Raw genomic sequence first — 22,885 nt, 5'->3', positions numbered from 1 at the left:
CTCTCCGACTCCTCGACATCCTCCGGCCGCGAATACACCGCCACCGAACGACGCCCACTCCCGTCAACACCACCCACGACGACCTGGAGCCGCACCCCCGCCTCACCGGAGAACACCAACGGCGCCTCCAGCGTCAACTCCTCAACCGAACCAGCACCCACCTGGTCACCGGCCCGCACCGCCAACTCCACAAACCCCGTACCCGGCAACAACACCACACCGCCGACGGCGTGGTCGGCCAACCAGGCGTGCGAGGCCAGCGACAGCCGGCCCGTCAACACGAACTCATCGCCCTGCGCCAACCCCACAGCGGCGCCCAGCAACGGGTGATCCGCACCGGAGAGGCCAAGGCCCGCCGCGTCGACGGTGCCGGCCCCGCCGCCGGTCACCTGGTCGCCCAGCCAGAACCGCTGCCGCTGGAACGGGTAGGTCGGCAGGTCGGTCGGCAGCGCGGCGCGCGCCTCGGCCGTCACCTCGGGCAGCAGCGGGGTCCAGTCGACGGCGAGGCCGCTGACCCAGCCCTCGCCCAGGGCCCGCACCCACCGCTCGGCGCCGCCCTCGTTCCTGCGCAGGGAACCGACGACGGAGATCTCCACACCCACGGCCCGAGCCGTCTCACCCAACGCCACACCCAACACCGGATGCGCCGACACCTCAACAAACGTCCCAAACCCATCCCCCAACACCGCACGCGTCGCATCCTCAAACCGCACCGCATTCCGCAAATTCTCAAACCAATACCCCGCATCCAACCCCGCCGTATCCAACAACCCACCCGTCAACGCCGAATAAAACGGCACCCGCCCCGAAACCGGCACCACCCCAGCCAACTCCGCCAACAACTCCCCCCGCACACCCTCCACATGCTCCGAATGCGACGCATAATCCACCGCGATCCGCCGCGCCCACACCCCACCCGACTCCCAACGACCCAACAACTCCCCAACAACCCCAGGATCACCCGCCACCACCGTCGACTCCGGCCCATTCACCGCCGCCACCGAAACACCCGACACACCCTCAAGCCAACCCGACACCTCACCAACCGAAAGACCCACCGACGCCATCGCACCACGACCGGCGAGCCGGCCCGCGATCACCCGGGAGCGCAGCGCCACCACCCGCGCACCATCCTCAAGGGAGAGCCCACCGGCCACCACGGCCGCCGCGATCTCACCCTGGGAGTGCCCCACCACGGCGGCCGGCGTGACACCGAACGACTCCCACAGCCGGCCGAGCGACACCATCACCGCCCACGACAACGGCTGCACCACATCAACCCGCGACAGATCACCCCGCAACTCCTCATCAACATCCCACTCCACCCACCGCGACAACGCCGCCGCGCACTCCCGCAGCGCGTCCCCGAACACCGGGTACTCCTCGGCCAGTTCAAGGCCCATACCGACCCACTGCGCCCCCTGACCCGGGAACACGAACACCGCACGAGCATCGGAGCGCACCGAGCCGACCACGGCCCCACCACCCTGATCACCCTCGGCCAACGCCGCCAACCCCGCCAACAACTCAGCACGATCCGCGCCCAACACCACCGCACGGTGCTCCAACGCGGCCCGCGTCGAGACCAGTGACCAGCCGATCTCTCCGGGCGTCACCTCGGGGCGCCCGGCCGCGAAGTCCTGCCAGCCGGCGGCCTGCGCGCGCAGCGCGTCAGGGGTCGCGGCGGAGAGCGCCCAGGGGAGGACCCGGGTGTCCGCCGGGGTGGGCGCCGGTGCCTCGGCCGTGTCCTCGGCCGCCGCCGGCTGCTCGATGATCACATGGGCGTTGGTGCCGCTGATGCCGAAGGAGGAGATGGCGAACCGGCGGGTGTCGTCCTGGTTCTCGTCCCAGGGGCGCGCCTCGGCGAGCGGGGTCACGGCGCCGGAGGACCAGTCGATGTGCGGGGAGAGGTCGTCGGCGTACAGCGACTTGGGCAGCAGCCCGTGCCGCATCGCCATCACCATCTTGATGACGCCGGCGACGCCGGCGGCGGCGCCGGTGTGCCCGATGTTGGACTTGACGGAGCCAAGCCACAGCGGACGGTTCTCGGGACGGCCCTGCCCGTAGGTGGCGAGCAGCGCGTGCGCCTCGATCGGGTCGCCCAGGGTGGTGCCGGTGCCGTGCGCCTCCACCACGTCCACCTCGGTCGTGGTGACGCCGGCGTTGTCCAGGGCCTGCCGGATGACGCGCTGTTGGGACGCGCCGTTGGGGGCGGTCAGGCCGTTGGAGGCGCCGTCCTGGTTGATGGCGGAGCCGCGCACCACGGCCAGCACCGGGTGCCCGTTGCGGCGCGCGTCGGAGAGGCGCTCGACCAGCAGCGCGCCGGCGCCCTCGGCGAGGCCCATGCCGTCGGCCGAGGCCGAGAACGGCTTGCAGCGGCCGTCGCGGGCGAGGCCCTGCTGGGCGCTGAAGGTGATGAACTGAAGGGGCGTCGACAGCACCGTCACGCCGGCGACCAGTGCCATGGAGCACTCGTTCTGACGCAGCGCCTGGACGGCGAGGTGCAGGGCGACCAGCGACGAGGAGCAGGCGGTGTCCACCGTGACGGCGGGGCCCTCAAGGCCGAGCGTGTAGGAGGGGCGCCCGGAGAGCACCGAAGCGGAGTTGCCCGTCATCAGATGGCCGGAGAAGCCCTCCGGCATGTCCGAGGCGAAGGGCCAGATGTAGTCGACGACGTTGTTGCCGACGAAGGAGCCGAACTGGCGGCCCTTCAGCGACGACGGGTCGATACCCGACCGTTCGAACGCCTCCCAGGTGATTTCCAGCAGGAGCCGCTGCTGGGGGTCCATCGCCAGCGCCTCGCGCGGGGATATCCCGAAGAACGAAGGGTCGAAGTCGGCGATGTTGTCCAGGAAGCCGGCCTCGCGGCAGTAGGTGGTGCCGTCGCCCTTGGAATCCGGGTCGTACAGCCCCTCGACGTCCCAGCCCCGGTCCTTCGGCATCTCGCTCACGGCGTCGACGCCGTTGTTGACCAGTTCCCAGAAGGACTCGGGCGAGGTGGCTCCGCCCGGGTAGCGGCACGCCATGCCGACGATCGCGATCGGCTCGGAGCCGGCCGCTTCGACCTCCTCAAGTCGGCGCCTGGCCGTGTGCAGTTCGGCCGTGGCCCACTTGAGGTAGTCGCGGAGCTTTTCTTCGTTCGCCATGGCAGGCTCCCTGGGAATGGTCGAGATAACGTAAGAGGTCGCCGGCGCGTCTCTACCGACGCGAGGGGCCGATCAGCTCGGCTTTCCCAGCTCGTTGTGCAGGAATTCGAACATTTCGTCGTCCGAGGCGGAGGCGAAGTCCTCGGCGACCGTCTGGCTCTCGCCGGACTTCGCGTCGGCCGTGCCGCTCCACTTGGCGAGAATCCGCTCCAGGCGCCGCACGATCTGCTGCCGTTCCGCCTCGCTCGACGTGACCTCGGACGGATCGAGATCCATCCGGTCGAGTTCGGTGTGGAGGGTGGCGACCGTCAGCGCGCCGTCCCGCAGGATCTCGCCCCGCAGATGCTCGGCGAGCACGGTCGGGTTCGGGTACTCGAAGACGAGTGTCGACGGCAGGCTGAGGCCGGTCTCCCGGTTCAGCCGGTTCCGCAGCTCGATCGCGGTCATCGACTCGATGCCGATGTCCCGGAACGCGCGCTGTGGGCCGACGGCGTCCTGCCGGCCGTGTCCGAGGACGGAGCTGGCGTGCGCGCACACCATCCGGGTCAGCTCGTGCTGCTGGTCCTCGGCGGAGAGGCCGGTGAGCCGCTCGCGGAGCGCGTCTCCCGCGGACTCGTCCACCGCCTCGGACTCATCGGCCGCCGCCAGCGCCTCCCTGGCCTGCGGCACGCCCTCGATCAGCCGGCTGGGGCGCAGCAGGGTGAAGGTGGGCACGAACCGTTCCCAGTCGACGTCCGCCACCGTCACGGCCTCCGTGCCGTGGTCAAGCGCCTGTTGGAGGGCGGCCAGGGCGAGCTCCGGCTTCAGCGGCGGCATGCCGTTGCCCCGCGCCTGGCGCAGCCCGTGGGTCAGCGCCGGGTTGTCCCGGTCCTCCTCGGTGAAGACGTCCCACACGGCCCAGGCCACGGAGGTTGCCGTCCTGCCGGCGGCGCGGCGGCGCCGGGCGAGCGCGTCCAGGTGCGCGTTGGCGGCGGCGTAGGCGCCGTGGTCGCCGGTGCCCCAGATCGCGGTGACCGACGAGAAGTAGACGACGGCCTCCAGCGCGTCCTCGTCGAGGACGGACTCCAGGTGTTCGGCCGCGACGGCCTTGGCCGTGACGGCCTCGGCCAGCTGCGACAGTTCGGTCTCGGCCACGGCGGTCAGCTCGACGGAGACCGCGGTGTGCAGCAGGGCCCGCACGGTGTCGCCCGCGTCGGAGAGTCGTCCGATCAGCGACTCAAGCTGGACGCGGTCGGCCGACGGGCAGCCGGTGACGGTGGCGCGCGTCCCCAACTCGACGAGGTCGGCGGCCAGTCGACGGCCCGAGGCGTCGAGCCCCTCGCCCGCGACGGCGTCGGTCACCACGACATGCTCGGCTCCCTGGCGGGCGGCCCAGCGGGCCACCTCGCCTGCGACGCCGGTCGCGCCGCCGGTGACCAGCACGGTGCCGCTGGGCCGCCACTCCCGGCCGGCCGGTTCGGCCGGCGGTGCCGGCACCAGCCGGCGGACGTACACGCCGCCGGGACGCAGCGCGAACTGGTCCTCGCCTGCCTCGTCGCCGAGCGCCCTGGCGAGGCCGGGTGCCACCCAGTCGCCCCGGTCGACGCCCTCGGCCGCGCCCGGCTCGATCAGGTCGATCAACCCGCCCCACAGCATGGGGTGTTCCAGCGCCGTCACACGGCCGAGCCCCCAGATCTGGGCGTGCACCGGGCTGGTGGCGGCATGCGGCGCGGTCTCCGCGACATCGGCGTCGGTGACGGCGACCGCCCCCTGGGTGAGGGCCCAGAGGCGGGCCCCGGCCAGGCGCTCGCCGACGTCGGCGGCGGCCTGGGTCAGCAGGAGGGTGCCGGCGACTCCGGCGACCAGCCCGGCGTGCTTGGGGTGCGGGCGGCCGTCGAGCGCGAGCAGCGACAGGACGCCGGCGGGGGCCTGGCCATCGGCCAGGGCCCGCTCCAGGGTGGCGGTGACGCTCGCGCGGTCGTCCGTGGTGGCGTCCACCGTCAGGCGCCGGACGTCGGCGCCCGCCCTGGCGAGGGTGTCGGCGACGGCCTGGGCCCGCGCGTGTCCCGCGCCCGGGTCGGACTCGGGCGGCAGCACGGCCAGCCAGGTCCCGGCCAGGGCGCCGCCGGTCGCGCCGCCCAGCGGCTCCCAGGTCTCCTGGTAGCGCAAAGCGTCGGTCCGGGAGCGCTCCTGGGCCCGGCGGCGCCAGTCCGACAGGGCCGGCAGCGCCTCCTGGAGCGGCAGATCGCCGTCCACGTCGAGGAGTTCGCTGAGGGAGCCGAGGTCGCCCGACTCCACGACCTGCCAGAAGTGGCGTTCGTTCTCGTCCGTCGACACGGCGCCGCCGTGCGCGGCGCCCCGCGTGCCGGCGCCCGGTGTGGCGGTGTCGCCGAGCCAGTAGCGCTGCTGCTGGAAGGAGTACGTCGGCAGGTCGGTCGGCAGCGGGGCGCCCGACTCAGGCAGCAGGGACGTCCAGGCGACGGAGGCCCCGTTGACCCAGGCGAGCGCCAGCGACCTGAGGAACTGGGCGCCGCCGCCCTCCCCGCGTCGGAGCGAGCCCACGGCCGCGGCGTCCCCGCCGGCCGCCCTGGCCGTGTCCTCCACCGCGAGGGTGAGCACCGGGTGGGGGCTGGCCTCGACGAAGAGCCCGTGGCCGCGCCGCGCGAGATCGGCGACCGTCTGCTGGAAGTTGACGGTTCCCCGCAGGTTGCGCACCCAGTACTCGGCGTCGAGGGAGGCGGTGTCCAGGAGTTCACCGGTGACGGTGGAGTGGAACGGGATGGTGCCGGAGCGGGGTTCGATGCCCGCCAGGACCTCCGTCAACTCCTCCCGGACGCTGTCGACATGGGCGGAGTGCGACGCGTAGTCCACGGCGATCCGCCGGGCCCACACGCCGCTCGCCTCCCAGCGGCCGAGCAGCTCCTCGACGGCCGCCGGATCACCGGCCACCACCGTCGACTCGGGGCTGTTCACCGCCGCGACGGAGACACCGGAGACGCCTTCGAGCCAACCCGACACCTCGTCGACCGAAAGGCCCACCGACGCCATCGCACCACGACCGGCGAGCCGGCCCGCGATCACCCGGGAGCGCAGCGCCACCACCCGCGCACCATCCTCAAGGGAGAGTCCACCGGCCACCACGGCCGCCGCGATCTCACCCTGGGAGTGCCCGACCACAGCGGCCGGCGTGACTCCGAACGACTCCCACAGCCGGCCGAGCGACACCATCACCGCCCACGACAACGGCTGCACCACATCAACCCGCGACAGATCACCCCGCAACTCCTCATGGACATCCCACTCCACCCACCGCGACAGCGCCGCCGCGCACTCCCGCAGCGCGTCCCCGAACACCGGGTACTCCTCGGCCAGTTCCAGGCCCATACCAACCCACTGCGCCCCCTGACCCGGGAACACGAACACCGCACGAGCATCGGAGCGCACCGAGCCGACCACGGCCCCACCACCCTGATCACCCTCGGCCAACGCCGCCAACCCCGCCAACAACTCAGCACGATCCGCGCCCAACACCACCGCACGGTGCTCCAACGCGGCCCGCGTCGAGACCAGGGCCCCGGCGACGCCGACGATGTCCAGCGGCGTGTCCTGGCCGTCGTGGTCCCGCGCGTAGCCGGCCAGCCTGCCGGCCTGCGCCCGCAGCGCAGGCTCGGTCCGGCTGGACACCAGCCACGGCAGAAGGGAGCCGTCGTGCGTCGTCACCGGCGCCTCGGCTGGCCTCTCCTCCGACCAGTCGGGGGCCTCCTCGACGATGACATGCGCGTTGGTGCCGCTGATGCCGAACGAGGACACACCCGCGCGCCTGGGCTCGCCCGTCCGGGGCCACGCGCGGGCCTCGGTCAGCAGCGCCACCGAGCCGGCGTCCCAGTCGATATGCGGCGACGGCTCGCTGACGTGCAGCGTCTTCGGCAGCATCCCGTGACGCATCGCCATCACCATCTTGATGATGCCGGCGGCACCGGCGGCCGACGAGGTGTGGCCGATGTTGGACTTGACCGAGCCCAGCCACAGCGGCCGGTCGGTGGGGCGGTCCTCGCCATAGGTGGCGAGCAGCGCCTGCGCCTCGATCGGGTCGCCCAGCGGGGTGCCGGTGCCATGCGCCTCGACGGCGTCGATCTCCTCCGGGGCGAGCCCGGCGTTGGCCAACGACTGCCGGATCACCCGCTGTTGCGAGGGCCCGTTGGGCGCGGTCAGGCCGTTGGACGCGCCGTCCTGGTTGACGGCCGAGCCCCTGACGACCGCCAGCACCTGGTGGCCGTTGCGCCGCGCGTCGGAGAGCCGCTCCACCAGCAGCAGGCCGACGCCCTCCGAGGGGCCGAAGCCGTCGGCGTCGGCGGAGAACGCCCGGCACCTGCCGTCGGGGGACAGCCCACGCTGCCGGCTGAACTCCACGATGCCGCCCAGCGAGGACATCACCGTCACACCGCCGGCGAGCGCCATGGTGCACTCGCCCAACCGCAGGGCCTGCATGGCCTGGTGCAGCGCGACCAGCGACGAGGAGCACGCCGTGTCCACCGTCACGGCCGGCCCTTCGAGGCCGAAGGTGTAGGCGATACGACCGGAGATGATGCTGGTCATGCTGCCGGTCAGCGCATAGCCCTCGACGGACTCGGGCGCCGAGGCGCCGTCGGTGCCGTAGCCGGTGGCACTGCCGCCGACGAAGACGCCGACCGGGCTGCCCTTCACGGACGAGGGGACGATTCCGGCCCGTTCGAACGTCTCCCAGGTGGTCTCCAGGAGGAGCCGCTGCTGCGGGTCGATGGCCAGTGCCTCACGTGGCGAGATTCCGAAGAACTCCGCGTCGAAGTCCGCGACATCCATGAGGAAGCCGCCCTCGCGCAGATAGGTGGTGCCCGGGTGGTCCGGGTCCGGGTGGTAGAGCCGCTCGACGTCCCAGCCTCGGTTGCCGGGGTAGCCGGACACCACGTCGCCGCCGTCGACCACCAGTTGCCACAGCTCCTCGGGAGAGCTGATCCCGCCCGGGTAGCGGCAGGCCATCCCGACGATGGCGATCGGCTCGTCGTCCACCTGGGTGCCGCCGGCGATCGGAGCCGCCGAGTAGACCCGGGTGTCCGCGCCGAACGCCTGGTCGAGGATGTGCTCGGCGAGGGCCTGAGGGGTGGGGTGGTCGAAGACGATGGTGCTGGAGAGCTTGACGCCGGTCGCCTCGCTGAGGCGTTTGCGCAGCTCGACGGCGGTGAGCGAGTCGAAGCCGAAGTCCTTGAACGGACGGCCGGGCGCGACTCCTTCGGCCGAGGAACGCCCCAGCACGGCGGCGGCCTGGGCCCGCACCAGCTCCAACACCAGACGGTGCCGCTCCTCGGCGCTCTTGTCCTCGATCCGCTGGGCGAACGCCGACCGCGACGACGATGACGCGCCGTCCGCCTCGGCCTCCGCCGCCAGCAACGCGGCCACCTCCGGCACCGCCTCGATCAGCGGACGCCGCCGCAGCGCGGTGTAGGTGGGAGTGAAGGTCTCCCAGTCCACATCGGCGACCGCGACAAACGTCTCGTCGTGCTCCACGGCCTGCACCAGCGCCTGGACGGCCGTCTCGGGCGCCATGCCCAGCACACCGCGACGCCGCAGGAACTCGTCCGTCTCATCGTCGGCGGCGAGCCCGTCGCCGGCCCAGGCGCCCCAGGCCACCGAGGTCGCGACCAGCCCCTGGGACCGGCGCCACTCGGCGAACGCGTCGAGATACGCGTTGGCCGCCGCATAGGCGCTCTGCCCCGCGCTGCCCCAGACCCCGGCGTTCGAGGAGTAGAGCACGAACGCTTCCAGCGAGTCGCCGAGCACCTCGTGCAGATTCCGGGTGCCCAGCACCTTCGAAGCCGTCGTGTCGAGGTACTGCTCGGAGGACACCTCCACGACGGGGACGTGCCACCCCACTCCCGCGGTGTGGAAGACGGCGGTGATGTCCAGGCCGGCCAGCGCCTCGGCCAACCCCTCCCGATCCGCCACGTCACACGCGGCGATCGTCACCTCGACCCCGGCCTCGACCAACTCCCGCTCCAACTCCACCGCACCCTCGGCCGCCCGACCACGCCGACTCGTCAACACCAGACGCTCGGCACCGTTCCGCGCCAACCAACGGGCGATATGCCCTCCCAGGGCGCCGGTGCCGCCGGTGACCAGGACCGTGCCCCGAGGCCGCCAGGACCGCACCGCCACACGACCACCCAACGGCCGCCGCACCAACCGCCGCCCCAACACACCCGAACCCCGCACCGCCAACTGATCCTCATCACCCGCACCACCCGACAAAACCCCCAACACCCCACGCCACACCAACTCATCCACCACCACCGGAACATCCAACAAACCACCCCAACCCCCCGGATGCTCCAACCCCACCACCCGACCCAAACCCCACACCTGCGACGCCTCCAACACCGACCCCACATCCGAACCCACCACACCCAACGCCCCACCCCGCGACACCAACCACAACCGACCACCAAACTCCACCTCACCCCACAACACACGAACCAGACCCAACACCTCCAACGGATCAACCGACAACGACACCACACCCACCACCGACGCCGCATCCACCTCCGTAAACACCTTCGCCACCACATCCAACCCACTCACCACCACCTCCGCACCCCAACCCCGCAACCGCTCCACCCACACATCCCGCTCACCCGACTCCGCACCAGCAACCACCCACGTCCCCGACAACGAACCGCCACCCCCAACCGAAACCGGAACCCAATCAACCCCATACCGCCAAGAATCCACCTCAGCCCGCGCCCGAGACCCCTCACGCCACACCCGCAACGCGGCAACCGCCTCCGCACCCAAATCCAACTCACCACGCTCCACCGCACCCCACAACTCCTCATCCACCCCACCCACCGAACGCACCGACCCCGACAACCAAAAACGCTCACGCTGAAACGCATACGTCGGCAAATCCACACCCGACACCAACACCCCACCACCCACAGGAACCACCGGACTCCAATCCACCGACACCCCCGCCACAAACACCTCACCCAACGACACCAACAACCGACGCAAACCACCCTCACCACGACGCAACGTCCCCGTCACCACCGCATCACCACCCACCACCTCAACCGTCTCCCCCAACGCCACACCCAACACCGGATGCGCCGACACCTCCACCAACACATTCAACCCATCACCCAACAACGCACGCGTCGCATCCTCAAACCGCACCGTATTCCGCAAATTCTCAAACCAATACCCCGCATCCAACCCCGCCATATCCAACAACCCACCCGTCAACGACGAATAGAACGGCACCACACCTGAAACCGGCTCCACCCCAGCCAAAACCTCCAGCAGCTCGTCCCGGATCACCTCCACCTGCGCCGAATGCGACGCATAGTCCACCGCGATCCGACGAGACCGCTCCACGGATGCCAACACGGCCTCCACGCCCGCCACCTCACCGGCCACCACCACGGAGTTCGGACCGTTCACCGCCGCGACGGACACGCCCTCGGGCAACTCCAACTCCTCCACCGGCAGCGGCACCGACACCATGCCCCCACCACCAGCCAACCGACCCGCGATCAACCGCGACCGCAACGCCACCACCCGCGCACCATCCTCCAAAGACAACCCACCCGCCACCACAGCGGCAGCGATCTCCCCCTGCGAATGACCCACCACCGCAGAAGGCACCACGCCGAAGGACTCCCACACCCGCGCCAACGACACCATCACCGCCCACAACACCGGCTGCACCACATCAACCCGCGACAACAACCCCTCATCCTCCAACGCCACCTCAAAATCAAAATCAACAAACGGCCTCAACGCCTCACCACACGCCACCATCGACCCCCGAAACACCTCAGAAGAACCCCACAACTCCCGCGCCATCCCCACCCACTGAGACCCCTGCCCCGGAAACACAAACACCACCCGAGCACCACCCGCCACCACCGAACCCTCAACCACCGACCCCACCGGCTCACCCAAAGCCAACCCACCCAACCCCACCAACGCCTCGTCCCGATCCCCAGCCACCACCACACCCCGCCAGTCCAACACCGAACGCCCACCCACCAACGCACCCGCAACCCCACTCACAGAACCAGAACCAGACCCCACAAAATCAACCAACCGACCCGCCACACCCCGCAACGCACCCTCGGACTTCCCCGACACCACCAACGGCACCACCCCAGAACCATCCACGGGCAGTTCCTCGACCACTGCGGGCACCTCGACGTCAGCCCGCTCCGGAGCCTCCAGGATCACGTGCGCGTTGGTGCCGCTGATACCGAAGGAGGAGACGGCGGCGCGACGGCGCCCACCGTCCTCCGCCCACGGCCTCGACTCGGTGAGCAGCTCCACGGCGCCGGCGTCCCAGTCGATATGCGAGGACGGCTCATCCACATGCAGCGTCCCCGGCAACACCCCGTGCCGCATCGCCATCACCATCTTGATCACACCCGCCACACCCGCGGCGGCCTGCGTGTGACCGATGTTCGACTTCACCGACCCCAACCACAGCGGGCCACGCTCACCCCGCTCACGCCCATACGTCGCCATCAACGCCTGCGCCTCGATCGGGTCGCCGAGCGGGGTGCCGGTGCCGTGTGCCTCGACGACGTCGACATCCCCCGGCGTGAGCCGCGCGTTGGCCAGCGCCTGGCGGATCACCCGCTGCTGCGAAGGACCGTTCGGCGCCGTCAACCCACTCGACGCACCATCCTGGTTGACGGCCGAACCACGCACCACCGCCAGCACCCGGTGCCCGTTGCGCCGCGCGTCCGACAACCGCTCAACCAACAGCAGACCAGCGCCCTCCGACGGACCGAAACCGTCCGCGTCATCCGCGAACGCCTTGCAGCGACCATCGACGGACAGACCACCCTGGCGGCCGAACTCGACGAAGAGACTCGGCTCGGACATCACCGTCACGCCGCCGACCAGCGCCAGGGAGCACTCCCCCTGACGCAGCGACTGCACCGCCAGATGCAGCGCCACCAGCGACGAGGAGCACGCCGTGTCCACCGTCACCGCTGGGCCTTCGAGACCGAAGCTGTAGGAGAGCCGACCCGAGCCGACGCTGCCCGCGCTGCCGGTGCTCAGATAGCCCTCGACCTCCTCCGGCACCTCGTGCAGACGGGAGGCGTACCCCTGGGACATGATCCCGGTGAAGACGCCGGTGTCGCTGCCGCGCAGCGTGTCCACGTCGATGCCGGCCCGCTCGAAGACCTCCCACGCCGTCTCCAACAGCACCCGCTGCTGCGGATCCATCGCGAGCGCCTCACGCGGCGAGATCCCGAACAGCTCGGCGTCGAACCGATCCGCCTCCTCAAGGAACCCACCCCTGCGCACATGGCTGGTCCCCGGATGCTCGGGATCCGGGTGATAGAACCCCGTCGCGTCCCACTCCCGCCACTCCGGCGGATCGGAGACCACTTCGCCGCGCTCGTCCACCAACCGCCACAGATCCTCCGGCGAACCGACCCCACCGGGGAAACGGCACGCCATCCCCACGATCGCGATCGGCTCGTCCACACCCGCCGCGATGGCGACCGCACCGCGCGTCGCGGAGGTGTCCGTGCTGGCCGGTCCGGAGTCGGCGAGTTCCTCACCGAGCAGCCCGGCGAGGCGGGCCGGCGTCGGATAGTCGAAGATCACCGTCGCCGAGAGGCGCAGCCCGGTCGCGGCGTTGAGACGGTTCCGCAGCTCGACGGCCATCAGCGAGTCGAGACCCAGGTCCTTGAACCCGCGCCCCGCCTCGACGGCCCCGGAACCAGCGTGGCCCAACACGGCGGACGTGTGCTCGCGCACCAGATCGGTGAGCACCTGCTCGCGACGGGCATCGGACAGCCCGGCGAGCCGCGCCACCAGCGACGACTCACCGGCAGCCGCGCCCGCTACGGCACGCCGCACCGGCACCCGCACCAGGCCGCGGAGCATCCCCGGTACACCGTTCTCCGCCGCCCGCGCCCGCAGCGCGCGGGTGTCAAGACGCACGGGGGCGACCAAGGCCTCCTCGGCGCCCAGCGCCGCGTCGAACAGGGCGAGGCCCTGGTCGCTGGTGAACGGGGAGACGCCGAGCCGCGCCATGCGCGCCAGGTCCTCCCGGCTGAGATGGCCCGTCATGCCGCTGGCCTCGGCCCACAGGCCCCACGCCATCGAGACCGCCGGCAGCCCGGCCGCGCGACGCCGCAGCGCCAACGCGTCCAACCAGGCGTTCGCCGCCGCGTAGTTGCCCTGCCCAGGGGTGCCGAGCACCCCGGCGGCCGAGGAGAAGACCACAAAGGCGGCGAGGTCCATGCCGCGCGTCAGCTCGTCCAGATGCAGCGCCGCGTCCAGCTTGGGCCGCAGCACCCGGTCCACCTGCTCGGCGGTGAGCGCCTCGACGACACCGTCGTCCAGCACGCCAGCCGAGTGGATCAACGCCGTCAGCGGGCGGTCGGCCGGAATGCCGGCCAACAGCGCCGCCACCGCCTCCCGTTCGGCCGTGTCACACGCCACCACCGACACCTCGGCACCCAACGCCGCCAACTCGTCCCGCACCTCGACCGCCCCCGGGGCCTCCAGGCCGCGCCGGCTGGTCAACACCACATGACGCACCCCACGACTGACCACCACATGGCGCGCCACATGACGCCCCACCGTGCCCAGACCGCCCGTCACCACCACCGTGCCCTCGGGGTTCCACTCCCGGGCGTTGGCGTCGGCGGTCACGGCGCGCGCGAGGCGGGGCACGAAGAGCCCGTCGGCGCGGAGCGAGAGCTGCGGTTCGTCCTGGTCGACGGCGCGGGCGAGCGCGGACTCCAGTGCGCCGTCGGCGCTTTCGGCGTCCGTGTCGACGTCGATCAGGAGGAACCGGTCGGGGTGCTCGCTCTGCGCGGAGCGCAGCAGACCCCAGACCGAGGTGGCCGCCGGGTCGGTTCCAGCGACGGCGCCCCGGGTCAGCAGCACGAGCCGGGAGGCCGCCAGGCGGTCCTCGGCCAGCCATGCCTGTATCTCGCCCAGCACCCTCACCAGCAGGGCGCGTACCTCGGTCGCCTGGTCGGCGTCGGCACCGACGGCGGGAACGTCCCACACCACGATGCCGGGCACCGAGGCGTCCGCGTCCAACGCGGCGCGCAGCGCGGCCAGATCCGGGTACGCGGTCTCCTGGGCGCCGATCCGCGCCCAGGGACCGAGCTCGGCGGCGTCCGGCGCGTCGGCCGCCCCGGCCAGGACCCAGTCGACCTGGAACAGCGCGTCGGAGACCTCGTCGCGGGCCTGCCGCAGCTGCTCCTCGGATATCGCGCGGACCGCCAGGGACGGCACGGTGATGACGGGCTGGCCCGTCGGGTCCTCGGCGACCAGGGCCACCGCGTCGGTGCCCACATCGGTGAGTCGCACGCGGAGTTCGGTCGCGCCGGACGCGTGCAGGGACACCCCTTCCCAGGAGAACGGCAGCCGCTGCTCGCCCTCCTCGCCGCTGACGGGGCTGAACCGGAAGACATGGAGCGCCGCGTCGAGCAGCGCGGGGTGGACGCCGAACCTGGTGGCGTCGGCCCGCTGCTCCTCGGGGAGGACCACCTCGGCGAAGAGCTCGCCGCCACGCCGCCAGGCGGCCCTCAGCCCCCGGAACGCGGGGCCGTAGTCGTAACCCGCTTCGGCCGCCGACGCGTAGAAGTCCTCGACTTCGAGGGCCTCGGCGCCCTCGGGCGGCCACACCCCCTCGGCCACGGAAGACGCACCGGTGACCTCGACACCCAGCACACCACTGGCGTGCCGCACCCAGCTCTCCGACTCCTCGACATCCTCCGGCCGCGAATACACCGCCACCGAACGACGCCCACTCCCGTCAACACCACCCACGACAACCTGAAGCCGCACCCCCGCCTCACCGGAGAACACCAACGGCGCCTCCAGCGTCAACTCCTCGACCGAACCAGCACCCACCTGGTCACCGGCCCGCACCGCCAACTCCACAAACCCCGTACCCGGCAACAACACCACACCACGCACCGCGTGATCCGCCAACCAGGCATGCGAGGCCAACGACAGCCGGCCCGTCAACACGAACTCATCGCCCTGCGCCAACCCCACGGAGGCACCCAACAACGGGTGATCCGCACCGGAGAGACCAAGGCCCGCCGCGTCCACCCGGCCGCCACCGGCCGCCGCGTGGTCGCCCAGCCAGAACCGCCGACGCTGGAAGGCGTAGGTCGGCAGGTCGACACGCTCTCCCTGGACATGCCAGTCCACGGGCAGTCCGGCGGCGAACGCCTCGCCGACGGAGAGCAGCATCCGGCGCGCGCCGCCCTCGTTCCTGCGCAGGGAACCAACGACGGAGATCTCCACACCCACGGCCCGAGCCGTCTCACCCAACGCCACACCCAACACCGGATGCGCCGACACCTCAACAAACGTCCCAAACCCATCCCCCAACACCGCACGCGTCGCATCCTCAAACCGCACCGCATTCCGCAAATTCTCAAACCAATACCCCGCATCCAACCCCGCCATATCCAACAACCCACCCGTCAACGCCGAATAAAACGGCACCCGCCCCGAAACCGGCACCACCCCAGCCAACTCCGCCAACAACTCCCCCCGCACACCCTCCACATGCTCCGAATGCGACGCATAATCCACCGCGATCCGCCGCGCCCACACCCCACCCGACTCCCAACGACCCAACAACTCCCCAACAACCCCCGGATCACCGGCCACCACCGTCGACTCCGGCCCATTCACCGCCGCGACGGAGACACCGGAGACGCCTTCGAGCCAGCCCGACACCTCGTCGACCGAAAGACCCACCGACGCCATCGCACCACGACCGGCGAGCCGCCCCGCGATCACCCGAGACCGCAACGCCACCACCCGCGCACCATCCTCAAGCGAAAGCCCACCAGCCACCACCGCCGCCGCGATCTCACCCTGCGAATGCCCCACCACAGCCGCCGGCACCACACCAAACGACTCCCACAACCGACCAAGCGACACCATCACCGCCCACGACAACGGCTGCACCACATCAACCCGCGACAGATCACCCCGCAACTCCTCATCAACATCCCACTCCACCCACCGCGACAACGCCCCCGCACACTCCCGCAGCGCTTCCCCGAACACCGGGTACTCCTCGGCCAGTTCCAGGCCCATACCGACCCACTGCGCCCCCTGACCCGGGAACACGAACACCGCGTTGGAACCGGCCCCGGTCGCCCCTGTCGCGACCTGGCCGGCCGGTTCGCCACCGGCCAACGCGTCGAGCCCGGCGAGGAGTTCGTGCCTGGAGTCCCCGATCACGACCGCGCGGTGCGGGAGCGCGACCCTGGTGGCGCTAAGCGACCAGGACACGTCGGCGATGGACGCGTCGGCGCCCTGGCCGTTCAGGAAGTCCCGCAGCCGCCGCGCCTGCGCGCGCACGCCGTCGGCGCTCCCCGAGGAGAGGGCCCACGGCACCACCGCCGCGCCCTCGACGGGCGCGGCCGGCACCCGCGAGGGGGCCGCGTCGTCGGACGGTACGTCCTCAAGAATCAGATGCGCGTTGGTCCCGCTGATGCCGAAGGACGAGACGCCCGCGCGCCGCGGAGCTTCCCCCCTGGGCCAGTCGCGGGCCTCGGTCAACAGCTCAAGCGCGCCGGCCTCCCAGTCGATATGCGGGGAGGGCGCGGCCACGTTCAGCGTCTTCGGCAGCACACCGTGGCGCATCGCCTGCACCATCTTGATGACGCCGGCGACGCCGGCGGCGGCCTGGGTGTGCCCGATGTTGGTCTTCACGGTGCCGAGGCGCAGCGGCTGGTCCGCGGGGCGGGCCCGGCCGTAGGTCGCGAGCAGTGCCTGCGCCTCGATGGGGTCGCCGAGCCTGGTGCCGGTGCCGTGCGCCTCCACCGCGTCGACCTCGTGGTCCGACAGCCTGGCGTCGGCGAGAGCGCGGCGGATGACGTCCTCCTGCGCCTCGTCGTTGGGCGCGGTGAGGCCGTTGCTGGCCCCGTCCTGGTTGACGGCTGAGCCCCGGATGACGGCGAGCACCTGGTGCCCGTTGCGCCGCGCGTCGGAGAGCCGCTCGACGAGGAGCAGGCCGGCGCCCTCGGACGGCCCGAAGCCGTCGGCGTCGTCGGAGAACGCCTTGCAGCGGCCGTCGGGGGAGAGCCCGTGCTGGCGGCTGAGGTCCACGATCCAGCCGGGGCTCGACATGACGGTGACGCCGCCGGCCAGCGCCAGGGAGCACTCGCCCCTGCGCAGCGACTGAACGGCGAGGTGCAGGGCGACCAGCGACGAGGAGCAGGCGGTGTCGACGGAGATGGCGGGTCCGCGCAGCCCGAAGGTGTAGGAGATCCGGCCGGACATCACGCTGGTGGTGTTGCCCACCGCGATATGCCCCTCCACCTCGTGGCCGACCGGGTCGCCGACGGCGGGGGCGTAGTCCTGGGGGACGCCCCCGACGAAGACGCCGACGTCGTCGCCGTGGAGCGTCCTGACGGGGATGCCCGCGCGTTCGAAGGTCTCCCAGGCGGTTTCCAGCAGCACCCGTTGCTGTGGGTCCATGGCCAGTGCCTCGCGCGGCGCGATCCCGAACAGGTCGGGGTCGAAGTCGGCCGCGTCGGACAGGAACCCGCCGCCCCGCAGATAGCTCTTGCCGGGCGCCAGGTGGTCCGCGTCGTAGAGGTTCTCCAGGTCCCAGCCACGGTCCTCGGGGAGGGGTGAGATCACCTCGGCGCCGTCGGCGATCAGGCGCCACAGCTCCTCGGGTGAGTTCACCCCTCCGGGGAACCGACAGGCCATCGCGACGATGGCGATCGGCTCGTGTTGCCGAGTCTCCGCCTCCTGGAGCTGCTGCCGGGTCTGGCGGAGGTCGGCGGTGACCAACTTCAGGTAATCACGTAGCTTTTCTTCGTTCGCAGACACCGGAAGGAAGCTCCCACAGCTAGGCAAAGGGCACAGGAGTGGAGCATCCGACGCCGCTCACGGCAGTCGGCTGCTGGATACTGATGGCAATTCTGTGTTTCGGCGCCCCCGGGGGCCCTGGGGGTCACCCCAGCTAGCACCCCAGAGGGCCGGGGTCACTCCGCGACGTAGGTCCGCCGGCTCCACTCGAACACCTGGAGGCTGTTGCCCTCACGTTCGACGGTCTCCGAGGTGGGCTGGAAGTGCTCGTAGGCGTGGCCGACCGGGATCTTGAGGGTCCGTCGGGTGTCGGGAACGTGCAGGAGACGCTGGGGCGCCGCGGCGTCGAGGGGCCCCCCGCGCAGGAACACGTTGGGATGGGGAAGGCTCACTGAAGATCACGCTCCATCGATAGTGGGGCAGGGTCAGCGCCTGGTCAGGAAGACCGTCCGGGTCCTGGGGCCGCGACGAGTCCTCTCGGCTGGCTCACCCAGATGTGCGGGAAGCCTTGAGTCTCTGCCGGCCCGGCCCTCACGGCCTCCGGGACCACCCCCGGGACTCACCCCAGCCTGGACTCGTTTGACCCCCTCGGCCGTCGACGTGAGCTTGGGCAGGTCGGCCCGCGAGGTGATGCCGAGCTTCCGGTACGCCTGGCTGAGGTGCCATTCGACGGTCTTGACGGTGACGAAGAGGATGTTGGCGATCTCCTGGTTCCGCTTGCCCTCGGTGGCGAGTTCGGCGACGCGCCGCTCCCTGGGGGTCAGCCCGGAGGCGTTGGTCCGGGGCGAGGCCCCGATGCGGACGCCCATGGCGGCCAGCTCCTGACGGGCGCTCCGCCCCAGCGCGGTGAGCCCGGCGGCCTCGGCTATGTCGTCGGCGGTGCGCAGGCGTTGGCGGGCGCTGGTGGTCAGCCCCGACTCCCTGAGCGCCGTGCCGAGTCGCAGCAGGACCGAGCAGCGCACCTTGGGGGTGGCCGCGTCGTCGAGGAGCGCCACGGCCTCCTCAAGCGAGTCGATGGAACGGGTTCCCGCGACGGTGCGGGCGTGGGCGCACAGGGCCGTCGCGGTGAGCTCGGGGGCGCCGAAGGCACGGGCCTCGGCGAGGTACCCGGTCGCCAGGCGGCGCGCCTCGTCCGGCCTGCCGAGTTGGAGGAGCCCGTGCACCGCCTGCGGGGCCGGGCTGAAGGACGGGCTGGTGGCGCCCCACTCGTCGAGCAGCCGGATGGCCCTCAGCAGGTCGTCGACGCCGACGGCGACATCGCCCCCGACCAGCCGCACCCGCGCCCTGGCCGTCAACAGCGGGATGAACGCGGCCTGGTAGGGGGGTTCAGGGACGGCGCCATAGCGATCGAGGGCGCGCTCGGCGAGCGCGATCTGATGGCGTTCGAGACTTACCGAGACCAGCGCCAGGACGGCGTAGGGCCGCCCCAGGCCGAGGGGCTGGCCGGCGGCGCTCCCGCGCAGCGCGGCGCGGGCGTCGCCCTCCGCCTCGGCGAGGGTGCCGCCCTTGGCGTTGGCGTAGGCGCGCAGGGCCCGCAGGTCGCTGAGCGCGCGGTGGTCGCCGAGCGCCTCGACCTGCTGGATGGCGCCGTCGAGCACCGTTCTGGCCTCGGCGTAGCGGCAGCAGTGCACCAGGCAGAAGGCGATGAGCCAGGGGGCGCGGGCGCCCCCGTCACCGGCGTGCACCGTCACGCGGTCGGTGAGCACCTCCTGGCAGAGCCGGGTGACCTGGTCGGCGCTCCGGCCGACGATCAGCGCCTCGTAGGCCCGTTGGACGCGCTCGCCCTGGGAGTCGGCGCTCTGGTCCTGCCCCCGCGGGGCGGTGGGGGTCACGAGCGCGCGCATCGCTGGCAGCAGCTCCGTGATCCTGGCCTGTTCCTCGGCGACCCGGCGGGTGAGCTCGCCGTGCCCGCCGCCGATGACCTCGTGGGCCGCGCGCAGCACGTCGAGCGCCTCCCCGTAGCGGACGGCGACGCTCAGCGCGCTGCTGAGCCGGAGGGCGATCGCGGCCCTGCGGTCCGGCTCCCTGGTGAGCTCCGCCGCGCGCCTGAGCCGGTCGAGTCCGGCGGTGTCGCCGCTGCGCAGCTCGGCCTCGCCGAGCCCGGCCAGCAGCGTGGGCAGCGCCCGTTCGGGCACCGGCTCGCGCAGGGCGGCGCGGTAGAACTCCATGGCCGAGGCGTAGTCGCCCTCGCCGAGCGCCGCGCCACCGGCGGCGACCAGCAGGATGGCCGACCGGCCGCTCTGCCTCGGCGGCCCGTATCTGAGGTGCTCAGCGACCTGCCTGGGCTCCGCCTCGGCGGCCTCCAGGGCCTCCGCCGCCGCGTAGTGGAGACGGTAGCGGAGCGCCTGTGGCAGCTGTTGGTAGAGCGCGTTGCGGACCATCGGGGAGACGAACCGCAGGGGTGTGCCGGGCGCCAGCACGCCGAGGGCCCGCAGGGCGCGGACGGCGTCGGCGGTCTCGGCGGGGCCGAGGTCGGCGACGGCGGCCAGTTGCGCGGTGTCGCTCGCCGTCCGGAGGACGGCGAGGGCGCGGGCCACGGCGCTGGCGTTCCTGGCCTGGCCCGGCGCGGCGTGCTCGATCCAGGTGAGGGTGGAGCGCGCCACGTTGCCGGTGCCCGTGCGGGCGATGCGGCCCGGCGCCGAGAACGCCTCGACATGGCCGGCTCCGCGCAGTTCCTCGACGAGCTCGTGGAGGAGGAACGGGTTGCCGCCGGTGGCCTCGAAGCAGGCGTGGGCGGTTTCGGCGTCGACCGGCCCCACGACGCCGTCGAGGAACTTGCCGACGCCCTCCTCGCTGAGGGCGGGCAGGCTCAACCGGCTCAGCCGCGACGCCTGTTCGAAGGCCACGGTGAGCTGGGTGAGGTCGGCCCTGCCGGGCCGTGCGGCCGTGGCGCAGCACAGGACCGAGCGGGTCCCCGGGTCCGTGGCCAGGGCGCGGATCAGGCGCAACGAGGCGGCGTCGGCCCAGTGCAGGTCGTCGACCAGCAGCAGAAGCGGGCGGCGCCTGGCGAGTTCGGCCAGCAGGCCGCGGAGCCCGAGGGGGAGGAGGGTCTCCTCCTCCGTTCCCCGGCCGTACTTCTCCCAGCCGAGGAGGTGGACCGCGGCGGTCATGGCTCCTGACAACGCGGTGTCGTCGTCCCGGGAGACGGCCTGGTCCAGCAGGGGTTCCACGAGTTGCCGCGCCACCCCGTAGGAGAAGGCGCTCTCCTCGACGTTGCCACGGGCCCGCAGCACGGTGAAGCCCTGATACTGGGCCTGCGAACGCACGCGTCGCAACAGCGTGGACTTGCCGGTGCCGAACCCGCCCTCGACGAGGACGAGTCCCCCGGATCGCCGCGTGCGGCAGGCGGTCAACGCGTCGGAAAGGACGCGGGACTGCCCCTGACGTTCGATGAGGTCGCGATACTCGGAAGCGGTACCGTCAGACATCACGCGCCACCGCCCCTTCATACCTCTGGACGGCGCATGAATAAGATCTGCACAAAAGTTTTGCAACTGCTACTGCGGCACTCCATGCACTTGGATTGCAAGTCAATGAACCCACAGCGATCATCCGGCTGGCCCCCTGACAGCTTTATCTACGGTGTAGACGGATTCGACTCGAAGGATCTTGAGAAAGACGCGGATCAGGCCGACCCGCAGCAGTGGTCAACTGCTCGGTCCTTCAAGGAATTTGAAGTGATCCTCTCAGAGCAGGTAAACGCCAGGCAAGCCCGACAGGCGCAACGAGGGCCCAGCATGAAGCTCGTCACATTCATGTAACACCAATCCGCGATATGCGGGATTATTTTTCCCTCGATGTCAGATTTCAACCGACTCTGCGGACCAATATGGACATTCCCTGGATACGCGAGGACGCGTTCCGCTTTCTCCGTGAAGTGCCCTCGGGGCGCGCGTCGGGCCGACCGCGGCGCGACGCCTCCGGCCGCCCCCGCGGGCCCGCGACCTTCGCGATCACGGACCGGAGACCTTCGGGACGTTCCGCGCCAACCGCGCCCGGGCGTACGCCGATCGCACGCCGGCGCAGACCGGCCGGCGTCCGCTTCGGCCCGCGCCCCCAGCACTCCGAACCCGCCGGCGCACAGGCGACCGCGCCCCCGAAACGGGCGCACCGAGGAACGGCGGGAAAAGGAGGTCACATCCGCTACCGTCCCCGGCGTTAAGGCACGCGAAGATCAACGTCCGACGGTGGGTCAGCGACCACCATAACCACGGCGTGCCGCCCCCGGGAACAATGTCCGAATCACAACGTGTTCGCACGTGTATTGGCAACCGGCGAACGAAACAAAGAGGATGGGCCCTCGACGGGGCTCCATACCACAGCAACAATCCGGGAAAGCGCGCAGTCTACTGCACGAAGATTAATAATTCGCGACGACTGGGAACCGGACGGCAGCGGACGACCCATGGCCCACTATGTGCTCACATTACATCAACTCCCCGACGTCTTTTGCCCGTCGACGCCCGGGAGGCCGGGGGGACACCGGACGATCGCACGAATGTTCGCCGCCGCGAACATCGGATCGCGGGCGGGACAGCGGGAGGGCCCGGCCGCCACACCCCGGGAGGCGCCGCCTCCCGGACGCCGGGCAGCGAACCACCGCTCCCCGGAGGGCGGCTGCTACGCTTGTTCAGTTCGTGTGAAGAGAACTCCATATCACCTCCCATGACGGGGAAGCCGGTCCAAGTCCGGCACTGTCGCGCAACCGTGGGCCACGACGACGTGGCGAGTCGGGTTACCGCATGGGGGGTTCGTCGGACCGCTGTCGCGAAAACAGGGGGGTGACATCCGGCCTCCCGCGCCGTTCCCCTCGTCTTCTCGCAAGAGATGGGGGATGGAAGAGATGTCGCGGTCGGTTGACACGTCGGGGAGACCGGTTCCCCGGCTCCCCAGGCCCCCCA

3 protein-coding genes, 1 pseudogene and 1 riboswitch are annotated in these 22,885 nt (G+C 71.2%); all 4 genes and pseudogenes read right to left on the bottom strand.

From position 1 onward, the window contains the following. Nucleotides 1-38 precede the first annotated feature (38 nt). Nucleotides 39-3,164: pseudogene (locus K4G22_RS32060) on the bottom strand (type I polyketide synthase); the annotation flags it as partial. Between the two features lie 54 nt (nucleotides 3,165-3,218). Continuing rightward, nucleotides 3,219-18,005, bottom strand: coding sequence for a type I polyketide synthase (locus K4G22_RS27255; RefSeq protein ID WP_228083108.1), 14,787 nt, complete (start codon nucleotides 18,003-18,005; stop codon nucleotides 3,219-3,221). Between the two features lie 155 nt (nucleotides 18,006-18,160). Beyond that, nucleotides 18,161-18,376, bottom strand: coding sequence for a DUF5988 family protein (locus K4G22_RS27250; protein ID WP_228083107.1), 216 nt, complete (start codon nucleotides 18,374-18,376; stop codon nucleotides 18,161-18,163). Between the two features lie 33 nt (nucleotides 18,377-18,409). Beyond that, nucleotides 18,410-21,412, bottom strand: coding sequence for a helix-turn-helix transcriptional regulator (locus K4G22_RS27245; RefSeq protein WP_228083106.1), 3,003 nt, complete (start codon nucleotides 21,410-21,412; stop codon nucleotides 18,410-18,412). Between the two features lie 1,217 nt (nucleotides 21,413-22,629). Further along, a riboswitch (adenosylcobalamin (AdoCbl) riboswitch) is annotated at nucleotides 22,630-22,771 on the top strand. The last annotated feature ends 114 nt before the right edge of the window (nucleotides 22,772-22,885 follow it).

The sequence above is a fragment of the Streptomyces profundus genome, from assembly GCF_020740535.1.
Taxonomy (GTDB): domain Bacteria; phylum Actinomycetota; class Actinomycetes; order Streptomycetales; family Streptomycetaceae; genus Streptomyces; species Streptomyces profundus.
The sequence above is the reverse complement of the archived record's forward strand: the minus strand, read 5'-3'. Positions and strand labels throughout refer to the sequence as shown.